The sequence below is a fragment of the Bradyrhizobium sp. BR13661 genome (assembly GCF_029892425.1).
GTDB lineage: Bacteria > Pseudomonadota > Alphaproteobacteria > Rhizobiales > Xanthobacteraceae > Bradyrhizobium.
Genome location: NZ_JARXWB010000002.1, coordinates 184,049 through 205,927 on the forward strand (window position 1 = coordinate 184,049; position 21,879 = coordinate 205,927).

The window sequence follows — 21,879 nt, forward strand, 5'->3', positions numbered from 1 at the left end:
GCCGTTAGAATGAGCTGTGGCCCGCACGCGTCGCAAAACGGGCGGCGGTGATAATGGGTCCTGGCTTTCGCCAGGACGACGGCTGAATCTGCGGCGATGGTGGGGATTGAAACTAAGCCGCAGCAAACCGCCGAAAGCCGTTCCACATCGCGGTTGCTGCTCCTGATGTCAGCACCGGCAGGATGCGCGCATCCTGGTAATTTCCGTTGAGCGAGACACGCGGCAGCGCCGTCATGTGGCCCGCGTTCTCGGCGAACAGCATGCCGGGCCGCGTCGTCACCGCGGTCTTGAAGCCGGCGGATGCAGCCAGCACGAATTCGCGCGTTCCCGCAGCCTCGCGGTCGCCATAGGGGTAGGCGAGATGCAGCACCTCGCGCTCCAGCGCGTTCTCGATCCGGACCCGGCTCACGGCCATCTCCTGCGCGGCGATCTCCTCGCTCTGCCTGGCGAGATTGCAGTGGCTGATGGTGTGGGCGCCGATCGTCACCAGCGGATGGGCTGCGAGCTGTTTCACCTCGTCCCAGGACAGGCAGAGGCCGCGGCACAGCGCCTCCAAGTCGACACCGTGCGCGGCGCAGAGCGCCTCGATCTCGCGTTTGAGATCGTGCTCGCCCGGCAGCGCGCGCAGCCAGTCATGCAGGCGGTCGAATGCCGCCTGCTTCGCAGGCAGCGTGCTCGCATCGAGCCGAAGCGCGGAGCGGCCGATCTGCACGTCGACCTGCTCGGCCTTGGCGATGACGGCTTCCAGTGCGGTCCACCATAGCCGTCCCGTGCCTTCGGCGAAGTCGCTGGCGACATAAATGGTCGCGGGCGCGTCAAATTCGCGCAGCACCGGCAGGGCATGGTCACGGTTGTCGCGATAGCCGTCGTCGAGGGTGAAGGCGGCGAAGCGGCGGTCGAACCGGCCCTGCACCAGCCGGTCGTGCAGCTCGTCCATGCTGACGATGTCGATCTCGCGCGACCGCAAATGGCACAGCGTGGCGCGCAGGAAATCGGGAGTGACCTCGAGGTGCCGGTTCGGCTGGAACGCGCCCTCACGGGCCGGCCGCACGTGGTGCAGCATGAAAATGGCGCCGACGCCCGACAGCAGCGGGCGCAGCAGATGATGCGCCCCGCTGAAATAGAGTGCTCCCAGCCCGGCGCGAATAACGTTGTTCCGCAGTTGTTTCATGACCGGCTGGCCGACCCCTGGCATTCCACCCCAGACTTTAAGGAACGACCCTTGAAGAAAAAGTTATTCCAATAGTTCACGTCTGGCCCCTGAATGGGCCCTATTTCCGGTTTGACAGCCCGCCAAGGGTTTGTTTTGTCTCCGGTTCCAGAGTTCGGGTCGTCGAATGCAGAAGCTTTTCAGGTGGGCCAGCAAATGGTGGCCAGGGCTGATTCCCCTGGCCGTCATGTGGGGATTTGCGGCCTGGAATAACACCTTGCCTGTCGAGGCCGACCTTTCGGCCCGCAGCTCGGCCGCGCTGAGGGATACCGTCCTGGACAAGACCCGGATCGCCGTCGATGGCCGTGACGTCAGTTTGGGCGCGGATGCCTTCTCCGAGGAAGGGCGTCGCGACGCCGTGACGACGGTCGAGATGGTTCCCGGCGTTCGGCTCGTCGTTGACCAGACCCGCCTTGCGCCTGAAGCCAAGCCGTTCGTCTGGAATGCCGAGCGTGACGTGGTGCGGGTGACGCTGTCGGGCTCGGCGCCGTTGCCGTCAATGAAGGCGCGCCTGACCGAGGCCGCGCGAAAAGAGGTCAACGGGGGTGAGGTCGCCGATCAGATGGGTCTTGCCCGTGGTGCGCCGCCGCGCTTCGAGGCGGCGGCGATGCTGCTGCTCGATCAGATCGGCAAGCTGAAGGACGGCAAGATCACGATCTCGGATACCAAGGTCAATCTGTCAGGGATGGCGCGCGACCTCGGCGGCCGCGAGGCCATTGCCGCCGCGCTGAAGAATTTGCCCGAAGGTTTCTCGATCGCAGCCAACGAGATCAAGGCGCCGCCTTACATCTTCCAGGCTTACAAGGATCCGGTCGCCGCCACCGTGACAATGACCGGCTACGTACCTGACAACAACGTGCACGCTGCGATCGCGACCAGCGCGTCGCGAAAATTCTTCACCGAGAAAGTCGTCGATAATCTCAAGGCCAGCGTCGGTGCGCCCAGCTCCTTCAACACCGCGGTGATCGCGGCGCTCGGCGCGCTGTCGCGGTTGTCGACCGGCACGCTCGTGGTCTCGGATCGCGAGGTCAAGCTGTCCGGCGATGCACTGTACGAAGGCGCGGCCAACGACATCCGCGCCGGCCTCGGCAAGGACTTTCCAAAAAGCTGGCAATACAAGCCTGAAATCACGGTGAAGCCCGCGGCCGGGCCGGTCGACGGCACCGTCTGCCAGCAATTGTTTTCGGAGCTCCTGGCCAGGGGCAAGATCCGGTTCGAGTCCAAGCGCGCTGATATCGATCCCGACTCCGCAGGCGTCCTCGACCATCTGATCGAGACGGCACTGCGCTGCCCCACCACCAATATCGAGGTCGCCGGCCACACCGATGCCGACGGCGAGGACTCGTTCAACCAGGCGCTCTCCGAGAAGCGCGCACAGTCCGTGATCGACTATCTGGTCAAGGCCGGCCTGCCGGCAGACCGCTTCACCGCGGTCGGCTATGGCAGCACGCAGCCCGTCGCCGGCAACGACACCGACGACGGCAAGGCGCAAAACCGCCGCATCGAATTTCTGGTGAGGTGACCATGCCCTATCTCGTCTCGTTCCATATGGGCTGGCTGATCGGCTCGGTTCTGCTGGGCTTCTGCATGGGCTGGATTTCGGTGGTCCAGCGCGGCACCGGCACCTCGAAGGTGGCCGCGCGCTGGCTCGCCGTGCTCGTCGCGGGCCTGGTCGCGGCCTCATTCGCGCATGTGGTGCCGGGTCGCTTCGGCTATTGGCTCGACCTCGGCCTCGTCATGTTCGCCTGCTACCTCGTCGGCTGCACCATCGGTGCGTGGCTGCGCTATTGGGTGGTCTCGCGCAACCAGCCTGCGGCCGCACTGTGATGCTGCCGTGCACCCTGACCCACGCGGTCGGAGGCTGGCCGGGGGGCGTTCGGCAGATCGGAAAACCGTGAACGGCAGCCCCGCCTGCCCCTCTTTCAACGGGTGGGTGCGGTTCATAGATTGATTTCGACTTAAGCCGTGCCGGAGCATTGTCCGTTCGAAATCATCAAAACTTCATGGCCCTTGCGCAGGATTGCCATGGAGATTCGCCTCAAGCTTGCCGTCGAAAGCGCCAAACCGTGCATCATGAGCTCGCAAGCCTGCCTAAAATATTGAAGGCACGTGATTTTGTTCGAATTGGCGAATTCCACTCCGCCCCAAAACGCGCTAGTGGAGGGACGGGGGGCATGCGCGAGACCGGAGCCGACGGCGAGGGTTCGTCGAGTGCCAGTGCGTCGTTCGCCTGTTCGCCGGCCACCCTGGCCGCTGAAGCGTTGTTCGAGGTCTAGATGCTGGAAGCCATACGCAGGGCGATGACGTTTCTGCGCCAGAAGCAAGTCCTGCATAAGCTTGGAGTTGTGATCAGCGTCGCGGTCATCGGCATCGCTTGCTATGTGCTCTACCACATGCTGCGCGGCATCGATCGCAACGAGGTGATCGAGGCGATCAAGAGCACCGAGCCGCGCCAGATTGCGATGGCGGCACTGTTCGTGGCCGCGGGCTATTTCACCCTGACCTTCTACGATTGGTTCGCCGTGCGCGCGATCGGCCACGCGCACGTGCCCTATCGCATCAACGCGCTCGCGGCCTTCACCAGCTATTCGATCGGCCACAATGTCGGCGCCAGTGTCTTCACCGGCGGCGCGGTGCGCTACCGCATCTATTCGGCCTATGGGTTGAATGCGATCGACGTTGCAAAAATCTGCTTCCTCGCCGGTCTGACCTTCTGGCTCGGCAACGCCGCCGTACTCGGCCTCGGCATCTCCTATCATCCGGAAGCCGCATCCGCGATTGACCAGCTGCCGGCCTGGCTGAACCGGACGATCGCGATGATGATCCTGGTGGCGCTGGTCGCCTATGTGGTCTGGGTCTGGACCCAGCCGCGCGTTGTCGGCCGCGGCCCCTGGACCGTGGTGTTGCCTGGCGGCCCGCTGACGCTGCTCCAGATCGCGATCGGCATCATCGATCTGGGCTTCTGCGCGCTCGCCATGTACGTGCTGGTTCCCGACGAGCCCAATCTCGGCTTCGTCGTGGTCGCGGTCATCTTCGTCTCGGCGACCTTGCTCGGCTTCGCCAGCCATTCGCCCGGGGGCTTAGGGGTCTTCGACGCCGCCATGCTGGTCGGCCTCTGGCAGATGGACCGGGAGGAGCTGCTCGGCGGTATGCTGCTGTTCCGGGTCCTCTATTACCTGTCGCCTTTCGTCATCTCTGTAATCTTGCTGACGTTTCGGGAGGTTATCATCGGCGCCCGATCGAAGCGCCTGCAGCAGGCGGCGCTCAAGCTCGACCCAGGTCCGGCGCGTGAAGCCGCCTATGTCAGAGAGCGCAGCGACAGCAGCGGCGCCTGACCGGCGCAACAGGCAACAAGGAGAAGCCCGCCCCGATGGCGATCGACGCTCCCTCGTCTCCCACGGTCCAGCCCTGGTCCGACCGGCTGCGGCACTCGACGATCATCCTGATCGCCGCGGCGCTGGCGCTGTCGGTCGTGGTCTCGCTCGGCGAATTATCGGTGATGCGGGCGCTGACCGTATTCCTCTGCATCGCGGCTGCAGCGCTGATCCCCTGGCGGCTGCATGATACCGCCACTTCGCGCGAGGACGTCAGGCGCGTGAATCCCGTCGAGAGCGCCGCGGTGGCCGCGGTCGTCGCCGGCATGCCGGATCCGGCCGTGCTGCTCGACCGCGCCGGCCGCGTCATTCATCTCAATGCCGCCGCCGCCCAGCTCGCGCCGGCGCTGCGCAAGAACGAGCTCGCCCAGTTCGCGTTGCGCTCGCCGGAGATCATCACGGCGCTGCGTGAGTCCATCGCCACCACCGAGCCACGGCGCGCCACCTATCTCGACCATGTCCCGGTCGATCGCTGGATGGAACTGATCATCACCCCGGTGCCCGTGCCGACCAATTTCGGCGGCGCCGACAAGTGCATGCTGATGACCTTCCACGACCAGACGCCGCTGCGCCGGGTCGAGGAGATGCGCGCCGACTTCGTCGCCAATGCCAGCCATGAATTGCGGACGCCGCTGGCCGCGCTGTCCGGCTTCATCGACACGCTGCAGGGCCAGGCCAAGGACGATGCCAAGGCGCGCGAGCGCTTCCTCGGCATCATGCACAACCAGGCGACGCGCATGGCGCGCCTGATCGACGACCTGCTGTCGCTGTCGAGGGTCGAGCTGTCGGCCCATGTGCGGCCCGACACGCTGGTCGACCTGCTGCCGATCATCTACCAGGTCGCAGACGGGCTCGAGCCGCTGGCACGTGAGCGCCAGGTCGAGATCGAGACGCATCTGCCCGAGACACCGGTGATGATCGCCGGCGACCGCGAGGAGCTGCTCCGCCTGTTCGAGAACCTGATCGAGAACGCGCTCAAATACGGCGCCTCGGGCGGGCGCGTCATCGTGTCGCTGACACTCCCGACGCCGGCGGATGGAACTCAGGAAATCCGGGTCATGGTGCGGGACTTCGGCCCCGGCATCGCGCCCGAGCACCTGCCGCGCCTGACCGAGCGGTTCTACCGGGTTGACGTCGGCGACAGCCGCTCGCAGGGCGGGACGGGCCTGGGATTATCGTTGGTGAAACATATTCTTAACCGTCACCGCGGCCGTCTTTTGATCGAAAGCGTGCCCCAGCAGGGCGCCACTTTCACGGCCTGTTTTCCCCAGGCCAAGACTTTGGTCTAGGCGCGAATATCAAGCGATTCCAATCGCTTGGATGTGTCATCCGACTGTCACGAAACCTTCGTAAAAGCACAGCCGACCGCTCCTAAACGGGCGGCGCGGGGAGCGCGATCGGGCGCTGATGGCGCTTCGTTCCCCTGTATGGAGACCAGCATGAATTTCATCAAAACGATCGTCGCAGCCGGCTTGGTCGCCGCTACGACGACGGCGGCTTTTGCTGCCGACATCACCGGCGCAGGTGCGACGTTCCCGTTCCCGATCTATTCGAAGTGGGCTGACGCCTACAAGAAAGAGACCGGCAATGGCCTGAACTATCAGTCGATCGGTTCCGGCGGCGGCATCAAGCAGATCCAGGCAAAGACCGTGACCTTCGGCGCCAGCGACGCGCCGCTCAAGGCCGAGCAGCTTGAGAAGGATGGCCTGGTTCAGTGGCCGATGGTGATGGGTGCGATCGTTCCGGTCGTCAACATCGAGGGCGTCAAGCCCGGCGAGCTCGTGTTCGACGGCGAGACCCTCGCCAGCATCTATCTCGGCAAGATCACCAAGTGGGACGACGCCGCGATCAAGAAGCTCAATCCGAACGTGAAGCTGCCGTCGGACGCGATCACCGTCGTTCGCCGCTCGGACGGTTCGGGCACCACCTTCAACTTCACCAACTATCTCTCCAAGGCCAGCGCCGACTGGAAGAGCAAGGTCGGCGAAGGCACCGCCGTCGAATGGCCGGTTGGTGTCGGCGCCAAGGGCAACGAAGGCGTGTCGGGCAACATCAGCCAGACCAAGAACTCGATCGGTTACGTCGAGTACGCCTATGCGAAGCAGAACAAGCTGACCTACACCGGCCTGATCAACAAGGCCGGCAAGTCGGTGCAGCCGGCCGTCGAAGCCTTCCAGGCGGCCGCTTCCAATGCCGATTGGGCCAAGGCTCCCGGCTACTATGTCATCCTGACCGACCAGCCCGGCGACAAGTCCTGGCCGATCACGGCTGCCACCTTCATCCTCATGCACAAGGATGCCACCGACAAGGCGGCCTCGCAGGAAGCCATCAAGTTCTTCCGCTGGGCCTTCAAGAACGGCGGCAAGGCTGCTGAAGAGCTCGACTACATCCCGATGCCCGACAGCGTCGTTCAGCTGATCGAGAAGACCTGGGCTGCCGAGATCAAGAGCTAAGCTCTCTGCTCTCTGAGCGCGGTGCGACCTTTAGCGGCCGCATCGCGGACTACACGACTTTCGGCCCCGGATCAGCCTCGCGCTGACTTCGGGGCGCGAAACTGACAGCAAGCGTATACAAACGGGTACAGGGGATCGGCGTGGCTGATATGGCTGTCGAGAGCAATGTAATTGATGCCGCCGGTCCATATGATCGCGCCAAGGCTTTGAGCGCGTTCAAGCTCGGCGATGTCACCTTCTACTGGATCACGCGGCTGAGCGCGATCTCCGTGCTGCTGATCCTCGGCGGCATCATCATCTCGCTGATCGTCGGTGCCTTTCCGGCGATGAAGGAATACGGCTTCGCGTTCCTGTGGACGCAGCGCTGGGCGCCCTCGGCCGATCCGCCCGTGCTCGGCGCGCTCGGACCGATGTACGGCACGCTCGTCACCTCCTTCATCGCGATGCTGATCGCCATTCCGGTCGGTCTTGGCATTGCAATTTTCCTGACCGAGCTCTGCCCGCAATGGCTGCGCCGCCCGATCGGCATGGCCATCGAACTACTCGCCGGCATTCCCTCGATCATCTACGGCATGTGGGGCTTCTTCGTGCTGGGGCCGTTCCTGGCCAACACCTTCCAGCCCTTCATGATCAAGATCTTCGACGGCGTCCCCGTGCTCGGCGCGATCTTCGCCGGTCCACCGTCCTATCTCAGCCTGTTCAACGCCGCGCTGATCCTCGCGATCATGGTGCTGCCCTTCATCACCTCGATCTCGGTCGACGTGTTCAAGACCGTGCCGCCGGTGCTGAAAGAGGCCGCCTACGGCGTCGGCTGCACCACCTGGGAAGTCGTGCGCAGTGTGGTGATCCCCTACACCCGCGTCGGCATCATCGGCGGCGTCATGCTGGCGCTGGGCCGCGCGCTCGGCGAGACGATGGCGGTGACCTTCATCATCGGCAACTCGTTCCGCATCTCGTCGTCGATCTTCGCGCCGGGCACCACGATCTCGGCGGCGATCGCGTCCGAATTCGCCGAGAGCGACGGCCTGCATCAGTCCGGCCTGATCCTGCTCGGCCTGTTGCTGTTCGTGCTGACGTTCTTCGTGCTCGCCGGCGCCCGGCTGATGCTGCTGCGTCTGGAACAGAAGGCGGGGAAGTAACATGAACCCGATTTACACACGCCGCCGCCGCAAAGACATCGTCGTCCGCGGGCTCTGCATCGGTGCCGCCGCCTTCGGCGTCACCTGGCTCGCGCTGATCCTGGTCACGCTGCTCTACAACGGCATCGCCGGCCTGAACCTCGAGCTGTTCGTTTCGGACACGCCGCCGCCGGGCTCGACCGAAGGCGGCCTGCGCAACGCCATCATCGGCTCGCTGATCATGACCGCGATCGGCGTCGGTATCGGCGCGCCGCTCGGCATGTTCGCCGGCACCTATCTCGCCGAATACGGCCGCAACGACAAGCTGACCTCGGTGATCCGGTTCATCAACGACATCCTGCTGTCGGCGCCCTCGATCATCATCGGCCTGTTCATCTACGGCGCGGTCGTGGTGCCGATGCGCGGCTTCTCGGCGATCGCTGGCTCGCTTGCGCTAGCCGTCATCGTGATCCCGGTGGTGCTGCGCACGACCGAGGACATGCTGCTGCTGGTGCCGAACGCGCTGCGTGAGGCGGCCTCGGCGCTTGGCCTGCCGCGCTCGCTGGTGATCAAGCGGATCGCTTACCGCGCGGCTCGCTCCGGTCTCATCACCGGTGTGCTGCTCGCCACCGCCCGCGTTGCCGGCGAAACCGCGCCGCTGCTCTTCACTGCGCTCTCGAACCAGTTCTTCAGCCTCAGCCTGAACAAGACGATGGCGAACCTGCCGGTCACCATCAACAACTTCGTCCAGAGCCCCTACGCCTATTGGAAGCAGCTCGCCTGGAGCGGCGCGCTGCTGATTACCCTGACCGTGCTTGCCCTGAACATTGGCGCGCGCATTCTCGGCGCCGAGAGGACCGCAAAATGAGTGATCTTTCTGTATCGATGAGCGCGTCCGGCGGGCTCCCGCACGCCCAGCAGCCGCTGCCGGAAGCCCCGGCCAAGGTGACGGTGCGCAACCTCAATTTCTATTACGGCGAGCACCACGCGCTGAAGAACATCAATCTGGCGCTCGGCACCAACCGTGTCACGGCCTTCATCGGCCCGTCCGGCTGCGGCAAGTCGACCCTGCTGCGCATCTTCAACCGGATGTACGACCTTTATCCGGGGCAGCGCGTCACCGGTCAGCTGATGCTCGACCAGACCAACATCCTCGACCCCAAGCTGGACCTCAATCTGCTGCGCGCCCGCGTCGGCATGGTGTTCCAGAAGCCGACGCCGTTCCCGATGACGATCTACGAAAACATCGCCTTCGGCATCCGCCTCTACGAGAAGATCTCGAAGTCCGAGATGGACGACCGCGTCGAGAAGGCGCTGCGTGGCGGCGCGCTGTGGAACGAGGTCAAGGACAAGCTCAACGCCTCCGGCCTGTCGCTCTCCGGCGGCCAGCAGCAGCGCCTCTGCATCGCCCGCACCGTCGCGGTGCGGCCCGAGGTGATCCTGTTCGACGAGCCCTGCTCGGCGCTCGATCCGATCTCGACCGCCAAGGTCGAGGAGCTGATCCAGGAACTGTCCGAGAACTACACGATCGCGATCGTCACCCACAACATGCAACAGGCGGCGCGCGTCTCCGACAAGACCGCCTTCATGTATCTCGGCGAGCTGATCGAGTTCGACGACACCAGCAAGATCTTTACGTCGCCGACCGACCGGCGCACGCAGGATTACATCACCGGCCGGTTCGGCTGAGGAGACGGGACATGGGTTCTGAACATACCGCAAAGGCCTTCGATACCGACCTCCAGGAACTGACCCGGTCGGTTGCGGAAATGGGCGGCCTCGCCGAGCGCATGATCGTCGATTCCGTCGACGCGCTGATCCGTCGCGACGTCGCGCTCGGCCAGCGTGTCGTCGCCACCGACACCGAGATCGACGCGCTGCAGAAGAGGATCGAGGAGCACGCCGTGCTCACCATCGCCCGCCGCCAGCCGATGGCGGTGGATCTGCGCGAAATCGTCGGCGCCATGCGCGTCGCGACCGATCTCGAGCGGATCGGCGATCTTGCCAAGAACATGGGCAAGCGTGTCGCGGCGCTGGAGACGGATTTCCATCCGCTGAAGCTGTTCCGCGGCCTCGAGCACATGACCGACCTCGTGCAGCAGCAGGTCAAGTCGGTGCTGGATGCCTATGCCGCGCATGATCTGCCGGCGGCGATGGCGGTGTGGAAGGGCGACGAGGAAGTCGACGCCATCTGCACCTCGCTGTTCCGCGAGCTCCTCACCTACATGATGGAGGATCCCCGCAACATCTCGTTCTGCATCCATCTGATGTTCTGCGCCAAGAACATCGAGCGGATCGGCGACCACGCCACCAACATCGCCGAGACCGTGTTTTACATGATCGAAGGCCAGGCCATCACCGACAAGCGGCCGAAGGGCGACATGACGACCTTCGCCACGACGGTCCCCAATACCTGAATCCTCAAGGAGCGACGACCCCATGGGCGCACGCATTATGGTGGTTGAAGACGAGGAAGCTCTCACCGAGCTGCTTCGCTACAACCTCGAAGGCGACGGCTATGACGTCGAGACGGTGATGCGTGGCGACGACGCCGACACCCGCCTCAAGGAGCATATCCCCGATCTGATCGTGCTCGACTGGATGCTGCCGGGCCTGTCCGGTATCGAGCTGTGCCGTCGGCTGCGCGCGCGCTCCGACACCAAGCAGCTCCCGATCATCATGCTCACCGCGCGCGGCGAGGAGAGTGAGCGGGTGCGGGGCCTGGCAACCGGCGCCGACGATTATATCGTCAAGCCGTTCTCCGTGCCCGAGCTGCTCGCGCGCGTGAAGGGTCTGCTCCGGCGCGCAAGCCCCGAGCGGCTCGCCACCGTCCTGGCTTTCGGCGACATCGAGCTCGACCGTGAGAAGCGCCGTGTGGCACGTTCGGGCCGGCCGATCGATCTCGGCCCGACCGAATATCGCCTGCTGGAGTTCTTCCTGGAGCATCCCGGCCGTGTGTTCTCGCGCGAGCAGCTGCTCGACAGCGTCTGGGGCCGCGACATCTATATCGACGAACGCACCGTCGACGTGCATATCGGCCGCCTGCGCAAGCTGCTCAATCTCGGCCGCGAGCAGGATCCGATCCGCACCGTCCGCGGCGCGGGCTACGCGCTCGACGATCGCTTCGCCAAGGCTGAACAGACGTAAAGTTTGTGAGTTGTCGCTACAACATCAGTGTCGTCCCGGCGAAGGCCGGGACCCATAACCCCGAGGCGTAGTTGTTTGCGCGAGAAGGGTAACTCCGAGTCCCTGTAACCACATCTGCTGGTGGTTATGGGTCCCGGCCTACGCCGGGACGACAGCGGAGTATGTCGGGCCGTCATCGCGTGACGGCTTCACATTGGTCGAAGACTAAATCCGCAAACTCAGCGCGTGCCCGGCTTGGCCGGTGCGCGGCGGCGATCGGCCGCCGGCTGATAGGCGACCCGCGAGTGCTGGGCGCAATAGGGAAGGCCGGACAGCGCCTTGCCGCCGCAGAAGAAGAAATCAGGGCTCGAGGGATCGCCGACCGGCCAGTGGCAGGTCGCCTCGTTCAGTTCGAGCAGCGAGAGCCGCTGGCTCATCGGCACGACGTTGTCGTAGGTCACGGGTTCAGCCTCGACCTCGACCTCGAAGGCCTGGGCCAGCGCGGTGTTGCCACGTGCGATCGGCCGGCTCACGCGCATCATATGCTGCACGGGACGCGCCTTGCGCGGCCGGGGAGCTGCCGAAGAGGGGCTCTTGGCGCGGCCGGACAGGCCGAGCCGGTGCACCTTGCCGATCACGGCGTTGCGGGTGACATTCCCAAGCTCGGCGGCGATCTGGCTGGCCGAAAGTCCGGCCTCCCAGAGCTTTTTCAGCTGCTCGACGCGATCATCCGACCAGGTCAAAACCGTCATTGCACCCTTTCCTTCGCCGGCGCCTGCCATCTGTGGGGCCGCACGACGAATGCCTAAGCCTCGAAAAACCCGTGCCGCTAGAATCCCTTAAGGCTCGCCGGGCGCAATGAGACGCCCGAACGTTTACGCCGGTACATGAGGACTCTTGGGATCAGAACCGCTGCACGAGATGTCGTATCTGACAATCCAAACGCTACAATATGGCGTGACTCGCGCGCAAGAGTCCGACGACTCGCTTCCACATGTTCCGTGGCGAAATTCCCGCAAAAACGCCACCGCAAGACTACGGATTCAGCATTTCGTGAGGCTTTCCGGGCGGCATTGACACCCGTGGTGCCAAGCATAAGATAGTAGCGCGTGCCGCCCTTAAAAGGCGGCACGTTTCGTTTTCCGGACCAATGATGCGCTGCGCAACGCACGTTCAGGCCGTCCGAAACATCCAAAGAGACCGTCATGACCAACAGCGCCGCGCCGCATTTGCTCCCCGTTTTCGCCAGGGCCGACATCGGTTTCGAGCGCGGTGAAGGCGTCTGGTTGATCGCAACCAATGGCGATCGCTATCTCGATTTCACCTCGGGCGTGGCGGTGAATGCGCTCGGCCATGCCCATCCCGCGCTGGTCAAGGCGCTGCAGGAGCAGGCCACCAAGTTGTGGCACATGTCGAACCTGTTCCAGAGCCCTGATGGCGAGAAGCTCGCTGCGCGTCTGTGCAACGAGAGCTTCGCCGACTTCGTATTCTTCTGCAATTCCGGCGCCGAAGCGCTGGAGGGCGTGATCAAGCTGGTCCGCCACCATCACTTCTCCAAGGGGCATCCGGAACGCTACCGCATCATCACCTTCGAAGGCGCCTTCCACGGCCGCACGCTGGCGACGCTGGCCGCGACGGGATCGGCAAAATATCTCGAAGGTTTTGGTCCGCCGATGGACGGCTTCGACCAGATCCCGCATGGCGACATCGAGGCCGTGAAGAAGGCGATCGGTCCGCACACCGCCGGCATCCTGATCGAGCCGATCCAGGGCGAGGGCGGCGTGCGTCCGGCAACACCCGCCTTCCTGAGGGCGTTGCGTCAGCTCTGCGACGAGAAGGGCCTGCTGCTCGCCTTCGACGAAGTGCAGACCGGCATGGGCCGCACCGGCGACCTGTTTGCGCATCGCCGCACCGGCGTCACGCCCGACGTGATGTCGCTGGCGAAGGCGCTCGGCGGCGGCTTCCCGATCGGCGCCATCCTGGCGACCGCGGACGCAGCCGCCGGCATGGGCCCCGGCTCGCACGGCTCGACCTTCGGCGGCAACCCGCTGGCGATTGCGGCTGCGAACGCCGTGCTCGACGTCATGCTCGCGCCCGGCTTCTTCGACCACGTGCAGAGGATGTCGCTGCTTTTGAAGCAGAAGCTCGCTTCCGTGATCGACCGTCATCCCGATATCGTCAGCGAGATCCGCGGCGAAGGGCTGTTGGTCGGCGTCAAGGCCGTGGTGCCTTCCGGCGACCTGGTCGCGGCGCTCCGCAACGAAAAGCTGCTCACGGTCGGCGCCGGCGACAATGTCGTGCGTTTCCTGCCGCCCTTGATCGTCACTGAGGCCGAGATCGAGGATGGCGTCGCGCGGCTCGAGCGCGCCTGCACGGCGCTGTCAGGCAACAAGCGGGCAGCAAGCTGATGAGTAAGTCGCCTAAGCACTTCCTCGACATCAACGAGCTGCCGCTGTCGGAGCTCAAGAGCATGCTCGCGGCGTCTTCCGCCATGAAGGCGAAGCAGAAGGCGCATCAGCCGGTGAGGCCCCTCGAAGGCAAGACGCTGGCGATGATCTTCGAGCGTCCGTCGACCCGCACGCGCGTGTCGTTCGATGTCGCCATGCGCCAGCTCGGCGGCGAGCCCATCATGCTCACCGGGGCCGAGATGCAGCTCGGTCGCGGCGAGACCATCGCCGATACCGCGCGCGTGCTGTCGCGCTATGTCGATGCGATCATGATCCGCATCCTCAACCACGAGGCGCTGCTGGAGCTCGCGCAATACGCGACCGTGCCCGTCATCAACGGGCTCACCCGGCGCTCGCATCCGTGCCAGGTCATGGCTGATCTCATGACCTATGAAGAGCATCGCGGACCGATCGAAGGCCGGACGGTGGCCTGGACCGGCGACGACAACAACGTGCTGGCGTCCTGGGCCCATGCCGCCGAGCGCTTCAAGTTCCAGCTCAATGTCGCGACGCCGCCGGAGCTTGCCCCGAAGAAGGTGATGCGCGACTGGATCAAGGCGACGGGCGCGCCGATCGTGCTCGGCACCGATCCGGAGGCTGCGGTGAAGGGCGCCGACTGCGTCGTCACCGATACCTGGGTGTCGATGGGCGACAAGGAGGGCGAGCACCGCCACAACGTGCTCAAGCCCTATCAGGTGAATTCGAAGCTGATGTCGCTGGCCAAGCCCGACGCGCTGTTCATGCATTGCCTGCCCGCCCATCGGGGCGAGGAGGTCACGGATGAGGTGATCGACGGGCCGCAATCGGTGGTGTTCGACGAGGCCGAAAACCGCCTGCACGCGCAGAAGGGCATTTTGGCCTGGTGTTTTGACGCGGTGAAGTAGAGCTCGGAGTTTGGTGTCGTCCTGGCGAAGGCCAGGACCCATTACCACCGAGCTTTATTTGGCGAAGATCGGCAATTGCCATCTCGCGCAGCGACTTCGCCCTGTGGTTATGGGTCCTGGCCTTCGCCAGGACGACACCGAATTTGCGGTATCGTATGTGATCAAAGCAGCGTTCGGTCACGTTGATCCGCGCCGCGCCCCCTTCCATTTTTCACCCCCGACCCCAGATAAAGCGCCATGGTTTCCCAATCCCCTGACATGAAAACCGGGCCCGCAGGCCCGGTTCGCGCGCCTTCAGCGGTTCCGGTCGACGATGCCGTGCTGCCCTATGAGGTCGACGCGCTCGATGTGCGCGGCCGCCTGGTGCGGCTTGGCCCCGCGCTCGACGAGATCCTGACCAAGCACGATTATCCCGCTGCCGTCGGCAAGCTGCTCGGCGAGGCCATCGTGCTGACCACGTTGCTCGGCTCGGCGCTGAAATTCGAAGGCCGCTTCATCCTGCAGGCTCAGACCGATGGTCCGGTCTCGTTCCTGGTGGTGGATTATCAGGCGCCGGATCGCCTGCGCGCCTATGCGCGCTTTGACGCCGATCGGCTTGGCGATACCAAGGACTCCGGCACGTTGCTCGGCCGTGGCCATCTCGCCATGACCATCGACCAGGGCCCCGACATGAGCCGCTACCAGGGCCTGGTCGCGCTCGACGGCGGCAGCCTTGAAGATGCCGCCCACGAATATTTCCTGCGCTCCGAGCAGATCCCGACGCGCGTGCGCCTCGCGGTCGGCGAGGAGTGGCGCTCGAGCGACGGCGGCAAGCACCGCTGGCGCGCCGGCGGCATGCTGATGCAATTCCTGCCGAAGGCGCCGGAGCGCGCGCGGCAGGCAGACTTGCATCCAGGCGACGCGCCCGAAGGCCTTGAGGTTCACAGCATTGCCGAAGACGACGCCTGGGTCGAGGCGCGCTCGCTGATCGAGACGGTCGAAGACGTCGAGCTGATCGATCCCGATCTCTCCGGCGAGCGTCTGCTCTACCGTCTCTTCCACGAGCGCGGTGTGCGCGTGTTCAATCCGCTCGTCCTGAAAGCGCAATGCTCCTGCTCGCGCGATGCAGTCGCCACGATGCTGAAGAGCTTTTCGCCGGACGATCGCAGCGCGATGGTCAAGGACGACAAGGTGGTCGTGACCTGCGAGTTCTGCTCCTCGGTGTACGAGTTCACGCCTGAAGAAGCGGGCGTCGAAGACGCGTAAGACGCTCTAAATCGACGTTGCGAGCGCAGCGGCCGGGACCTGTGTCGCGGCTTGTCAATCCGCGCAGCTAAAAATATTCCACTTTACCGAAATTCGGAAATAGCGTATGTTTCGCCCATCCCGGCTCGATCTTGAGGGGCGATCGTACGTCGTCACGTTCGCGAGCCGGGCTTGCGGTGGACGCGGCAGCGTCGGCACGAGAGGTGCGGGCAGGGCGGGTAGTCCCTGTGAGTCCGAAACCGCGTGTGGATGAACGGCGCTGTGAAGTTCGTCTTGCCAACATTTTTCCGCAACGTCGACAGCGCGGGAAAACCCTGTGGCATGAGGCGAACGCGCGTACGGCAAAACCGTGTGGTCCTGGCCGTCGTCGCTACGGTCAAGCCTGTCGCGGAGGTGCAGGGAGCCCAACCGGGTGAAGTGCATCGTCAATTCGCGGGGCGAGGGAGGCCAGAAGGAATTCGGCTCCCGGGAGAGCACGGCATAAGCCGTCAACCCATCGCGCAGGGAAGGCCGAGTGTTTGGCCACACCTGTATGCTGCTGTGCGGTTTTCCTGCGCTACATTTTCGCGCAGCAGACCGCGGGTGCGAGGTCAGCACCCGGTCTTCCCTGCGCCCTCCTGATTGAGAGGGTGGAGAGATGAAGCAAAGCTCGGGCGAGATAAGCCGCGAGGGCGAGAAGGTGTGTCTGCGATTTGAAATGTTGGTCTTAAGAGTGACGTCGTCACCAAGAACTCCGTCATTGCGAGCGCAGCGAAGCAATCCAGAATCTCTCCGCGGATGCAGACTGGATTGCTTCGCTGCGCTCGCAATGACGATGTGGAGAGGAGGTGCCACATCCTACGGCACCTACGCTCGGGGCATCCCCCTAATTCAACACCCGCTTGTTGTCCGGGCTATCCAGCGAGAATGTCGGCACGTCGATCTCGAAGCGTTCGCCGGTTTCGCTGACCATCTGGTAACGGCCGGTCATGAAGCCCGACGCGGTCGAGAGCGGCACGCCCGAGGTGTATTCGAAGCGTTCGCCCGGGGCGAGGGTCGGCTGCTTGCCAATGACGCCTTCGCCCTTGACCACCTGCTGTCGCCCGGTGGCGTCGGTGATGATCCAGTGCCGGGTCTTGAGCTGCACGGTCTCGTCGCCGGAATTGGTGATGACGATGGTGTAGGACCAGAAATAGCGCGACCGGTCGGCCGACGACTCTTCCGGAACAAAGTTCGGCACGACAGTCACTTCGATGTGGCGGGTCACGGCGCGGTACATGGCTGCCATCATAACGAAAACTCTGCCGGGAACCAAACGCCGCAGGCGGCCTCCGGCGCCTTTTGGCGACATCGTCCCGCCAGAATTCACGAAGAAGTAGACCCCAATTGTGATCCGGCGCGCTTTGCGAGGCGGCGACCGGACCGGTACACTCCTTTGAACGCCGCGATTTGCGGAAGGGTTTTGGGCCCCAATGAGCATTGCCGATCAAGTGACGGGATCGACGATCGCGGGAACCGCAGGCGCCAATCCTGTTGGTGCCAATCCTCTTGCTGCGAAGCCCGCGGAAGCCAGGCCGCGCGTTGCCGCGCCGGCCATCACGCTGCCCGCCATCGGCGAGCGCGAGCTCAGGCTCGATTTGTTCCGCGGCCTTGCCCTGTGGCTGATCTTCATCGACCATCTGCCGCCGAACCTGCTGACCTGGTTCACCATCCGCAATTACGGCTTCAGCGACGCCACCGAGATCTTCATCTTCATCTCCGGCTACACCGCTGCCTTCGTCTACGGCCGCGCGATGCTGGAAAACGGCTTCGTCGTCGCCACCGCGCGCATCCTGCGCCGGGTCTGGCAGATCTATGTCGCCCATGTCTTCCTGTTCACGATCTTCCTTGCCGAGATCTCCTACGTCGCGACCAGCTTCGAGAACCCGCTCTACACCGAAGAGATGGGCATCATGGATTTCCTCAAGCAGCCCGACGTCACCATCGTGCAGGCGCTGCTCTTGCGTTTCCGTCCCGTCAACATGGACGTGCTGCCGCTCTACATTGTCTTGATGCTGGCGCTGCCGCTGATCCTGTGGTCGATGAAATGGAAGCCCGACGTCACGCTCGCGCTGTCGGCACTGCTCTATGCGGCAACCTGGGAATTCGACCTCTACTTCTCGGCCTATCCGAACGGCTTCTGGGCGTTCAATCCGCTGGCCTGGCAGTTGCTGTTCGTGTTCGGGGCATGGTGCGCGCTCGGAGGTGCGCGACGGATGTCGCGCATTCTGGCCTCACCGGTGACGATGTGGATCTCGATCGCCTATCTCGTCGCAGCATTCTACGTAACGCTGACCTGGTACGTGCCGCAGCTCGGCCATCTCATGCCGAAGAACCTCGAGCAGTGGATGTATCCGATCGACAAGACCGATCTCGACGTGCTGCGCTTCACGCATTTCCTGGCGCTGTCAGCGCTCACCGTGCGCTTCCTGCCGCGGGAGTGGCCGGGCCTGAAATCGCCGTGGTTGCGCCCGCTGATCCTGTGCGGCCAGCACTCGCTGGAGATCTTCTGCCTCGGTGTCTTCCTGGCCTTCGCCGGCCACTTCATCCTGGCCGAGGTCGCGAGCGGCCCGGCTATGCATGCGCTGATTAGTCTCTCCGGAATCCTGATCATGTGGGCGATGGCGTGGTTGATTTCGTGGTACAAGCGCGTAGCTGACAAGAGCGGTGCGAAGACCAAAAACGCCGTCGGCAACGCCGATCTGGCGGGAGGGGGCTGATGAAGGTCAAGGTTCTCCTGGGCCTGACCCTGCTGTGCGGGTACCTCGCCGCGCCTTCGGCGCGTGCGGACGATGCTGTGCCCGCCGCTCCTGCAGCCTGCGAATTGCCGCCTTACCTGCTCGCCACCGACAGCCAGCTCCACAAGGTCGCCGACGTCGTGACCGCAGGCAAACCGCTCGAGATTCTGGTCATCGGCAGCCGCTCCACCACCATTCCGTCCTCGGAGGACAGCTCCTATCCGGCGCGCATGCAGGCCATCCTGAAGGAGAAGCTGCCGCCTGCGGAGGTGGTGCACGTATCCGTAGAATTACAGAGCAAGAAGACGGCCGAGGAAGCTGCGGGGACCTTCGTTAAGCTGATGGAAGCAAAAACACCTACTTTGGTCATCTGGCAGACGGGAACGGTCGATGCTATCCGATCGATCGATCCCGATGATTTTCGCAGCGCCGTGACCGATGGGGTCGCTGCGTTGCAAAATGCAGGGGCTGACGTCGTCTTGATGAATTTGCAGTACAGCCCGCGTACCGAATCCATGATCTCGGCACCGCCCTATCTCGACAATTTGCGGGTGGTGGCGCAGGAGCACGATGTCCCGCTGTTCGACCGTTTTGCGATCATGCGGCAGTGGAATGATCAGGGTCAGTTCGACCTGTTCAGCCCCTCCCGGGGCCTTGAGCTGGCGAAGCAGGTCCATGATTGCCTTGGCCGGGCGTTGGCACAGTTTGTGATCGACGCTGCCCATCTGGGACCGGCCCAGCAGCAGAATTGAGGTCTAGCGTTAATGAGTTCTTTCCGCCCTTTTCGCCTGTCGACATGGCTGGCCGCGCCCGCAGCGGCGCTGCTGCTGCTGACGCCTGTGATGCAGGCGCCTGCTCACGCACAAGCGGCCCAGGCCACGCCCGCTCCTCAGGGTGCTAATCCCGCGCCGGCCTCACCGGCCCAGACGACCGTTGCCGCAACGAGCCAGCCGCCCGCCGAGCAGCGTGGCCTCACCTCGCGCGCCATCGACACGGTGAAGCAGGTGGCGAAATCAGCCGGTGACATTTTCAGCCGTGTGCCGTGTCTGTCGCCGAAGGGCGGCTCGAAGGCGATGGGCTCGCTGCCGCATGTCGCGAACAAGCTCATTGCGGGCAAGCCCGTGGTGATCGTCGCGTTCGGCTCGTCGTCCACGTCAGGCTATGGCGCGAGCTCACCCGATTTCAATTATCCGAATCGCCTCGCCGCGCAACTGCGCCGGCAATATCCGACCGCCGACATCACCGTCATCAATGCCGGCGTCGGCGGCGAGGACGCGCCCGAGATGATGAAGCGGCTGCAAACGGCGGTGATCGACGTGCATCCCGACATGGTGATCTGGCAGGTCGGCACCAACGCCGTGCTGCGCAATCTCGATCCTGGCGATACCGCCAAGATGGTCGAGGACGGCATCACCCGCATCCAGGCGGCCGGCGATGCCGACGTCGTGCTGGTCGACCCGCAATATTCGCCTAGGGTCACCCAGCGTCCCGAAAACGCGAGCAGGATGGTGAAGCTGCTCGGCAAGGTCGCCGAGCTTCGTCATGTCGGCATCTTCCCGCGCTTCGAGGTGATGCGTGATTGGCACGAGAAGCAGGCGCTTCCGGTCGAGAGCTTCGTGATCGCCGACGGCCTGCACATGAACGATTGGGGCTATGCCTGCTTCGCCCAGCTGCTCGGCGACGACATCATTCGCTCCGTCGGGCAGATCAAGCTCGGCGTCAACGTGCCCGCGGATGTGCGGACGTATCGGCCGATGTAGGCATCGGTGCCGTAGGGTGGGTTAGGCGAAGCCGTCACCCACCACTTCTGTTGCTGCGGAGAATGAAGCGGTGGGTTACGCCGAGCAGATGCGCTTCGTGCATCTGCAGGGCTAACCCACCCTACGAGACCGAGCCCTTGGCTCGCCTCACGCCTTCTCCAGCGCCGCCGTCAGATCCTCGATCAGATCATCGGCATGCTCGAGCCCGGTCGAGAAGCGAATGAATCCCTCGCTGATGCCGAGGGCTGCGCGATCCTCCGGCTTCAGCCGCTGATGCGTCGTTGTCGCCGGATGCGTGACGAGGCTCTTGGCGTCGCCGAGATTGTTGGAGATCTTCGCAAGCTTCAGCTCGTTGAGCACGCGGAAGGCTGCCGCCTTGCCGCCCTTCACCTCGAAGCCGACCAGCGTCGAGCCGCCGCGCATCTGCTTCTTCACGAGGGCTGCCTGCGGATGATCCTCGCGGCCGGGATAGACCAGCCGCGCGATCTTGGGATGGTTCGCCAGCACGTCGGCAATGCGTGCAGCCGTGTCGGTCTGCGCGCGCACGCGTACGCCGAGCGTCTCGAGGCCCTTGAGCAGCACCCAGGCGTTGAACGGCGAGATCGAAGGGCCGGTCTGGCGCATAAAATTGTGGATGTGCTCGGCGATGAAGGCTTCCGAGGACAGGATGATGCCGCCCAGACATCGGCCCTGGCCGTCGATGTGCTTGGTTGCGGAGTAGACGACGACGTCGGCGCCGAGCGCAAGCGGGCTCTGCCAGATCGGCGTTGCGAACACATTGTCGACGACGAGGCGCGCGCCGCCCCTGTGCGCGATCTCGGCAATCGAGGGAATGTCGAGCACGTCGAGCGTCGGATTGGTCGGGCTCTCCAGGAAGAACGTCTTGGTGTTGGGCCTCACGGCGCGTTGCCATTCATCGAGATTGGCACCGTCGACCAGCGTGGTCTCGATGCCGTAGCGCGGCAGCAGGTCCTGGATGACGTAGAGACATGAGCCGAACAGCGCGCGCGAAGCGACGACGTGATCGCCAGCTTTCAGCGGCGCCAGGATCGCGGTGGTCACGGCGGCCATGCCTGTTGCCGCCGAGCGTGCCGCTTCGGCACCTTCGAGCTCGATCATGCGGCGCTCGAACATCGCGATCGTCGGGTTCGAATAGCGCGAATAGATGAAGCCGGGGTCCTCGCCCTTGAACCGCGCCTCGCACTCCTCGGCGCTGTTGTAGACATAGCCCTGGGTCAGAAACAGCGCCTCCGACGTCTCGCCATATTGCGAGCGCAGGGTGCCGGAATGGACCAGGCGGGTTTCGGGACGGTAAGAGGCAGGCGACTTCGACATAGGACCCTCCGACGTGACCGTTGAGCAAAAACGGGCACAAAAAAACCGGCCTGGATATCTCCACGGGCCGGGATCACAGAGGTCCCCGGCCTGTTTAGCGACTTATTTAACGTGGCTGCAAGCCGGCCGGCTCAAATCACCACGGGATAAGTGATGCTCATATTCCGCAAT

General features: G+C 64.0%; 20 protein-coding genes and 1 riboswitch. Of the genes, 16 read left to right on the forward strand and 4 right to left on the reverse strand.

The genetic code is table 11. The features are described 5' to 3' along the window. Positions 1-112: 112 nt before the first annotated feature. A complete protein-coding gene (locus tag M2427_RS04030) occupies positions 113-1,171 on the reverse strand; it encodes a polysaccharide deacetylase family protein (RefSeq protein WP_280704881.1) in 1,059 nt (352 codons plus the stop codon). A gap of 166 nt (positions 1,172-1,337) precedes the next feature. Here M2427_RS04030 and M2427_RS04035 point away from each other — a divergent pair, with 166 nt between their 5' ends. The 10 genes from M2427_RS04035 (at position 1,338) to phoB (ending at position 11,302) form a co-directional block, all read left to right on the forward strand. Then, positions 1,338-2,732 (forward strand): OmpA family protein, encoded by a 1,395-nt coding sequence (locus M2427_RS04035; protein WP_280704883.1) that lies wholly within the window; start codon positions 1,338-1,340, stop codon positions 2,730-2,732. A gap of 2 nt (positions 2,733-2,734) precedes the next feature. Beyond that, positions 2,735-3,037: a hypothetical protein gene (locus M2427_RS04040; RefSeq protein ID WP_280704884.1), complete on the forward strand. Its 303-nt coding sequence runs from the start codon at positions 2,735-2,737 to the stop codon at positions 3,035-3,037. A 449-nt stretch (positions 3,038-3,486) separates the two neighbouring features. Then, the gene (locus tag M2427_RS04045) at positions 3,487-4,545 is read left to right on the forward strand and encodes a lysylphosphatidylglycerol synthase domain-containing protein (RefSeq protein WP_280704885.1); all 1,059 of its coding nucleotides are present in this window, start codon (positions 3,487-3,489) and stop codon (positions 4,543-4,545) included. Positions 4,546-4,580: 35 nt separating this feature from the next. After that, complete coding sequence (locus M2427_RS04050) at positions 4,581-5,873, forward strand: ATP-binding protein (protein WP_280704886.1); 1,293 nt, start codon at positions 4,581-4,583, stop codon at positions 5,871-5,873. Between the two features lie 150 nt (positions 5,874-6,023). Then, on the forward strand, positions 6,024-7,037 hold the full coding sequence (gene pstS, locus M2427_RS04055) for a phosphate ABC transporter substrate-binding protein PstS (RefSeq protein WP_280704887.1): 1,014 nt from the start codon (positions 6,024-6,026) through the stop codon (positions 7,035-7,037). 149 nt (positions 7,038-7,186) lie between these two features. Continuing rightward, positions 7,187-8,176: a phosphate ABC transporter permease subunit PstC gene (gene pstC, locus M2427_RS04060; RefSeq protein WP_280705207.1), complete on the forward strand. Its 990-nt coding sequence runs from the start codon at positions 7,187-7,189 to the stop codon at positions 8,174-8,176. A gap of 1 nt (position 8,177) precedes the next feature. Next, entirely contained in the window at positions 8,178-9,023 is an 846-nt protein-coding gene (gene pstA / locus M2427_RS04065; protein WP_280704888.1) for a phosphate ABC transporter permease PstA, read from the forward strand. After that, complete coding sequence (gene pstB / locus M2427_RS04070) at positions 9,020-9,844, forward strand: phosphate ABC transporter ATP-binding protein PstB (protein ID WP_092238721.1); 825 nt, start codon at positions 9,020-9,022, stop codon at positions 9,842-9,844. The genes pstA and pstB overlap by 4 nt, the downstream gene beginning before the upstream one ends. Before the next feature lie 11 nt (positions 9,845-9,855). Beyond that, complete coding sequence (gene phoU / locus M2427_RS04075) at positions 9,856-10,572, forward strand: phosphate signaling complex protein PhoU (RefSeq protein WP_280704891.1); 717 nt, start codon at positions 9,856-9,858, stop codon at positions 10,570-10,572. A gap of 22 nt (positions 10,573-10,594) precedes the next feature. Next, positions 10,595-11,302, forward strand: a complete 708-nt coding sequence (gene phoB / locus M2427_RS04080) for a phosphate regulon transcriptional regulator PhoB (protein ID WP_195801068.1) — start codon at positions 10,595-10,597, stop codon at positions 11,300-11,302. A 218-nt stretch (positions 11,303-11,520) separates the two neighbouring features. Here phoB and M2427_RS04085 read toward each other — a convergent pair whose 3' ends face one another. Beyond that, entirely contained in the window at positions 11,521-12,033 is a 513-nt protein-coding gene (locus M2427_RS04085; RefSeq protein ID WP_280704892.1) for a GcrA family cell cycle regulator, read from the reverse strand. Positions 12,034-12,486: 453 nt separating this feature from the next. On the opposite strand from M2427_RS04085, the gene M2427_RS04090 reads away from it, so the two are divergent. From M2427_RS04090 to M2427_RS04100, 3 genes are all read left to right on the forward strand, one after another. Continuing rightward, a complete protein-coding gene (locus M2427_RS04090) occupies positions 12,487-13,689 on the forward strand; it encodes an aspartate aminotransferase family protein (protein WP_280704893.1) in 1,203 nt (400 codons plus the stop codon). Beyond that, on the forward strand, positions 13,689-14,612 hold the full coding sequence (argF, locus tag M2427_RS04095; protein WP_280704894.1) for an ornithine carbamoyltransferase: 924 nt from the start codon (positions 13,689-13,691) through the stop codon (positions 14,610-14,612). The genes M2427_RS04090 and argF overlap by 1 nt, the downstream gene beginning before the upstream one ends. A gap of 237 nt (positions 14,613-14,849) precedes the next feature. After that, complete coding sequence (locus M2427_RS04100; protein WP_280704895.1) at positions 14,850-15,857, forward strand: Hsp33 family molecular chaperone; 1,008 nt, start codon at positions 14,850-14,852, stop codon at positions 15,855-15,857. 865 nt (positions 15,858-16,722) lie between these two features. Here M2427_RS04100 and apaG read toward each other — a convergent pair. Then, positions 16,723-17,127: a Co2+/Mg2+ efflux protein ApaG gene (apaG, locus tag M2427_RS04105; RefSeq protein WP_280704897.1), complete on the reverse strand. Its 405-nt coding sequence runs from the start codon at positions 17,125-17,127 to the stop codon at positions 16,723-16,725. Positions 17,128-17,308: 181 nt separating this feature from the next. Between apaG and M2427_RS04110 the strand changes: the two genes are divergently transcribed. Genes M2427_RS04110 through M2427_RS04120 form a run of 3 tightly spaced genes read left to right on the forward strand, consistent with a single transcriptional unit; the run spans position 17,309 to position 20,373 of the window. Beyond that, entirely contained in the window at positions 17,309-18,595 is a 1,287-nt protein-coding gene (locus tag M2427_RS04110) for an OpgC domain-containing protein (protein ID WP_280704898.1), read from the forward strand. Further along, a complete protein-coding gene (locus M2427_RS04115) occupies positions 18,595-19,365 on the forward strand; it encodes an SGNH/GDSL hydrolase family protein (RefSeq protein WP_280704899.1) in 771 nt (256 codons plus the stop codon). The genes M2427_RS04110 and M2427_RS04115 overlap by 1 nt, the downstream gene beginning before the upstream one ends. A 12-nt stretch (positions 19,366-19,377) precedes the next feature. After that, complete coding sequence (locus tag M2427_RS04120; RefSeq protein ID WP_280704900.1) at positions 19,378-20,373, forward strand: SGNH/GDSL hydrolase family protein; 996 nt, start codon at positions 19,378-19,380, stop codon at positions 20,371-20,373. Between the two features lie 147 nt (positions 20,374-20,520). Here the strand turns inward: M2427_RS04120 and M2427_RS04125 are convergent, their stop codons facing one another. Beyond that, complete coding sequence (locus M2427_RS04125) at positions 20,521-21,708, reverse strand: O-succinylhomoserine sulfhydrylase (RefSeq protein ID WP_280704901.1); 1,188 nt, start codon at positions 21,706-21,708, stop codon at positions 20,521-20,523. A 73-nt stretch (positions 21,709-21,781) separates the two neighbouring features. Further along, positions 21,782-21,861, reverse strand: a riboswitch (SAM riboswitch). Positions 21,862-21,879 lie beyond the last annotated feature (18 nt).

Coding starts and splice junctions, on each gene's coding strand:
- M2427_RS04030 (WP_280704881.1), bottom strand. CDS start 1,171: ATGAAACAACTGCGGAACAACGTTATTCGCGCCGGGCTGGGAGCACTC.
- M2427_RS04035 (WP_280704883.1), top strand. CDS start 1,338: ATGCAGAAGCTTTTCAGGTGGGCCAGCAAATGGTGGCCAGGGCTGATT.
- M2427_RS04040 (WP_280704884.1), top strand. CDS start 2,735: ATGCCCTATCTCGTCTCGTTCCATATGGGCTGGCTGATCGGCTCGGTT.
- M2427_RS04045 (WP_280704885.1), top strand. CDS start 3,487: ATGCTGGAAGCCATACGCAGGGCGATGACGTTTCTGCGCCAGAAGCAA.
- M2427_RS04050 (WP_280704886.1), top strand. CDS start 4,581: ATGGCGATCGACGCTCCCTCGTCTCCCACGGTCCAGCCCTGGTCCGAC.
- pstS (WP_280704887.1), top strand. CDS start 6,024: ATGAATTTCATCAAAACGATCGTCGCAGCCGGCTTGGTCGCCGCTACG.
- pstC (WP_280705207.1), top strand. CDS start 7,187: ATGGCTGTCGAGAGCAATGTAATTGATGCCGCCGGTCCATATGATCGC.
- pstA (WP_280704888.1), top strand. CDS start 8,178: ATGAACCCGATTTACACACGCCGCCGCCGCAAAGACATCGTCGTCCGC.
- pstB (WP_092238721.1), top strand. CDS start 9,020: ATGAGTGATCTTTCTGTATCGATGAGCGCGTCCGGCGGGCTCCCGCAC.
- phoU (WP_280704891.1), top strand. CDS start 9,856: ATGGGTTCTGAACATACCGCAAAGGCCTTCGATACCGACCTCCAGGAA.
- phoB (WP_195801068.1), top strand. CDS start 10,595: ATGGGCGCACGCATTATGGTGGTTGAAGACGAGGAAGCTCTCACCGAG.
- M2427_RS04085 (WP_280704892.1), bottom strand. CDS start 12,033: ATGACGGTTTTGACCTGGTCGGATGATCGCGTCGAGCAGCTGAAAAAG.
- M2427_RS04090 (WP_280704893.1), top strand. CDS start 12,487: ATGACCAACAGCGCCGCGCCGCATTTGCTCCCCGTTTTCGCCAGGGCC.
- argF (WP_280704894.1), top strand. CDS start 13,689: ATGAGTAAGTCGCCTAAGCACTTCCTCGACATCAACGAGCTGCCGCTG.
- M2427_RS04100 (WP_280704895.1), top strand. CDS start 14,850: ATGGTTTCCCAATCCCCTGACATGAAAACCGGGCCCGCAGGCCCGGTT.
- apaG (WP_280704897.1), bottom strand. CDS start 17,127: ATGATGGCAGCCATGTACCGCGCCGTGACCCGCCACATCGAAGTGACT.
- M2427_RS04110 (WP_280704898.1), top strand. CDS start 17,309: ATGAGCATTGCCGATCAAGTGACGGGATCGACGATCGCGGGAACCGCA.
- M2427_RS04115 (WP_280704899.1), top strand. CDS start 18,595: ATGAAGGTCAAGGTTCTCCTGGGCCTGACCCTGCTGTGCGGGTACCTC.
- M2427_RS04120 (WP_280704900.1), top strand. CDS start 19,378: ATGAGTTCTTTCCGCCCTTTTCGCCTGTCGACATGGCTGGCCGCGCCC.
- M2427_RS04125 (WP_280704901.1), bottom strand. CDS start 21,708: ATGTCGAAGTCGCCTGCCTCTTACCGTCCCGAAACCCGCCTGGTCCAT.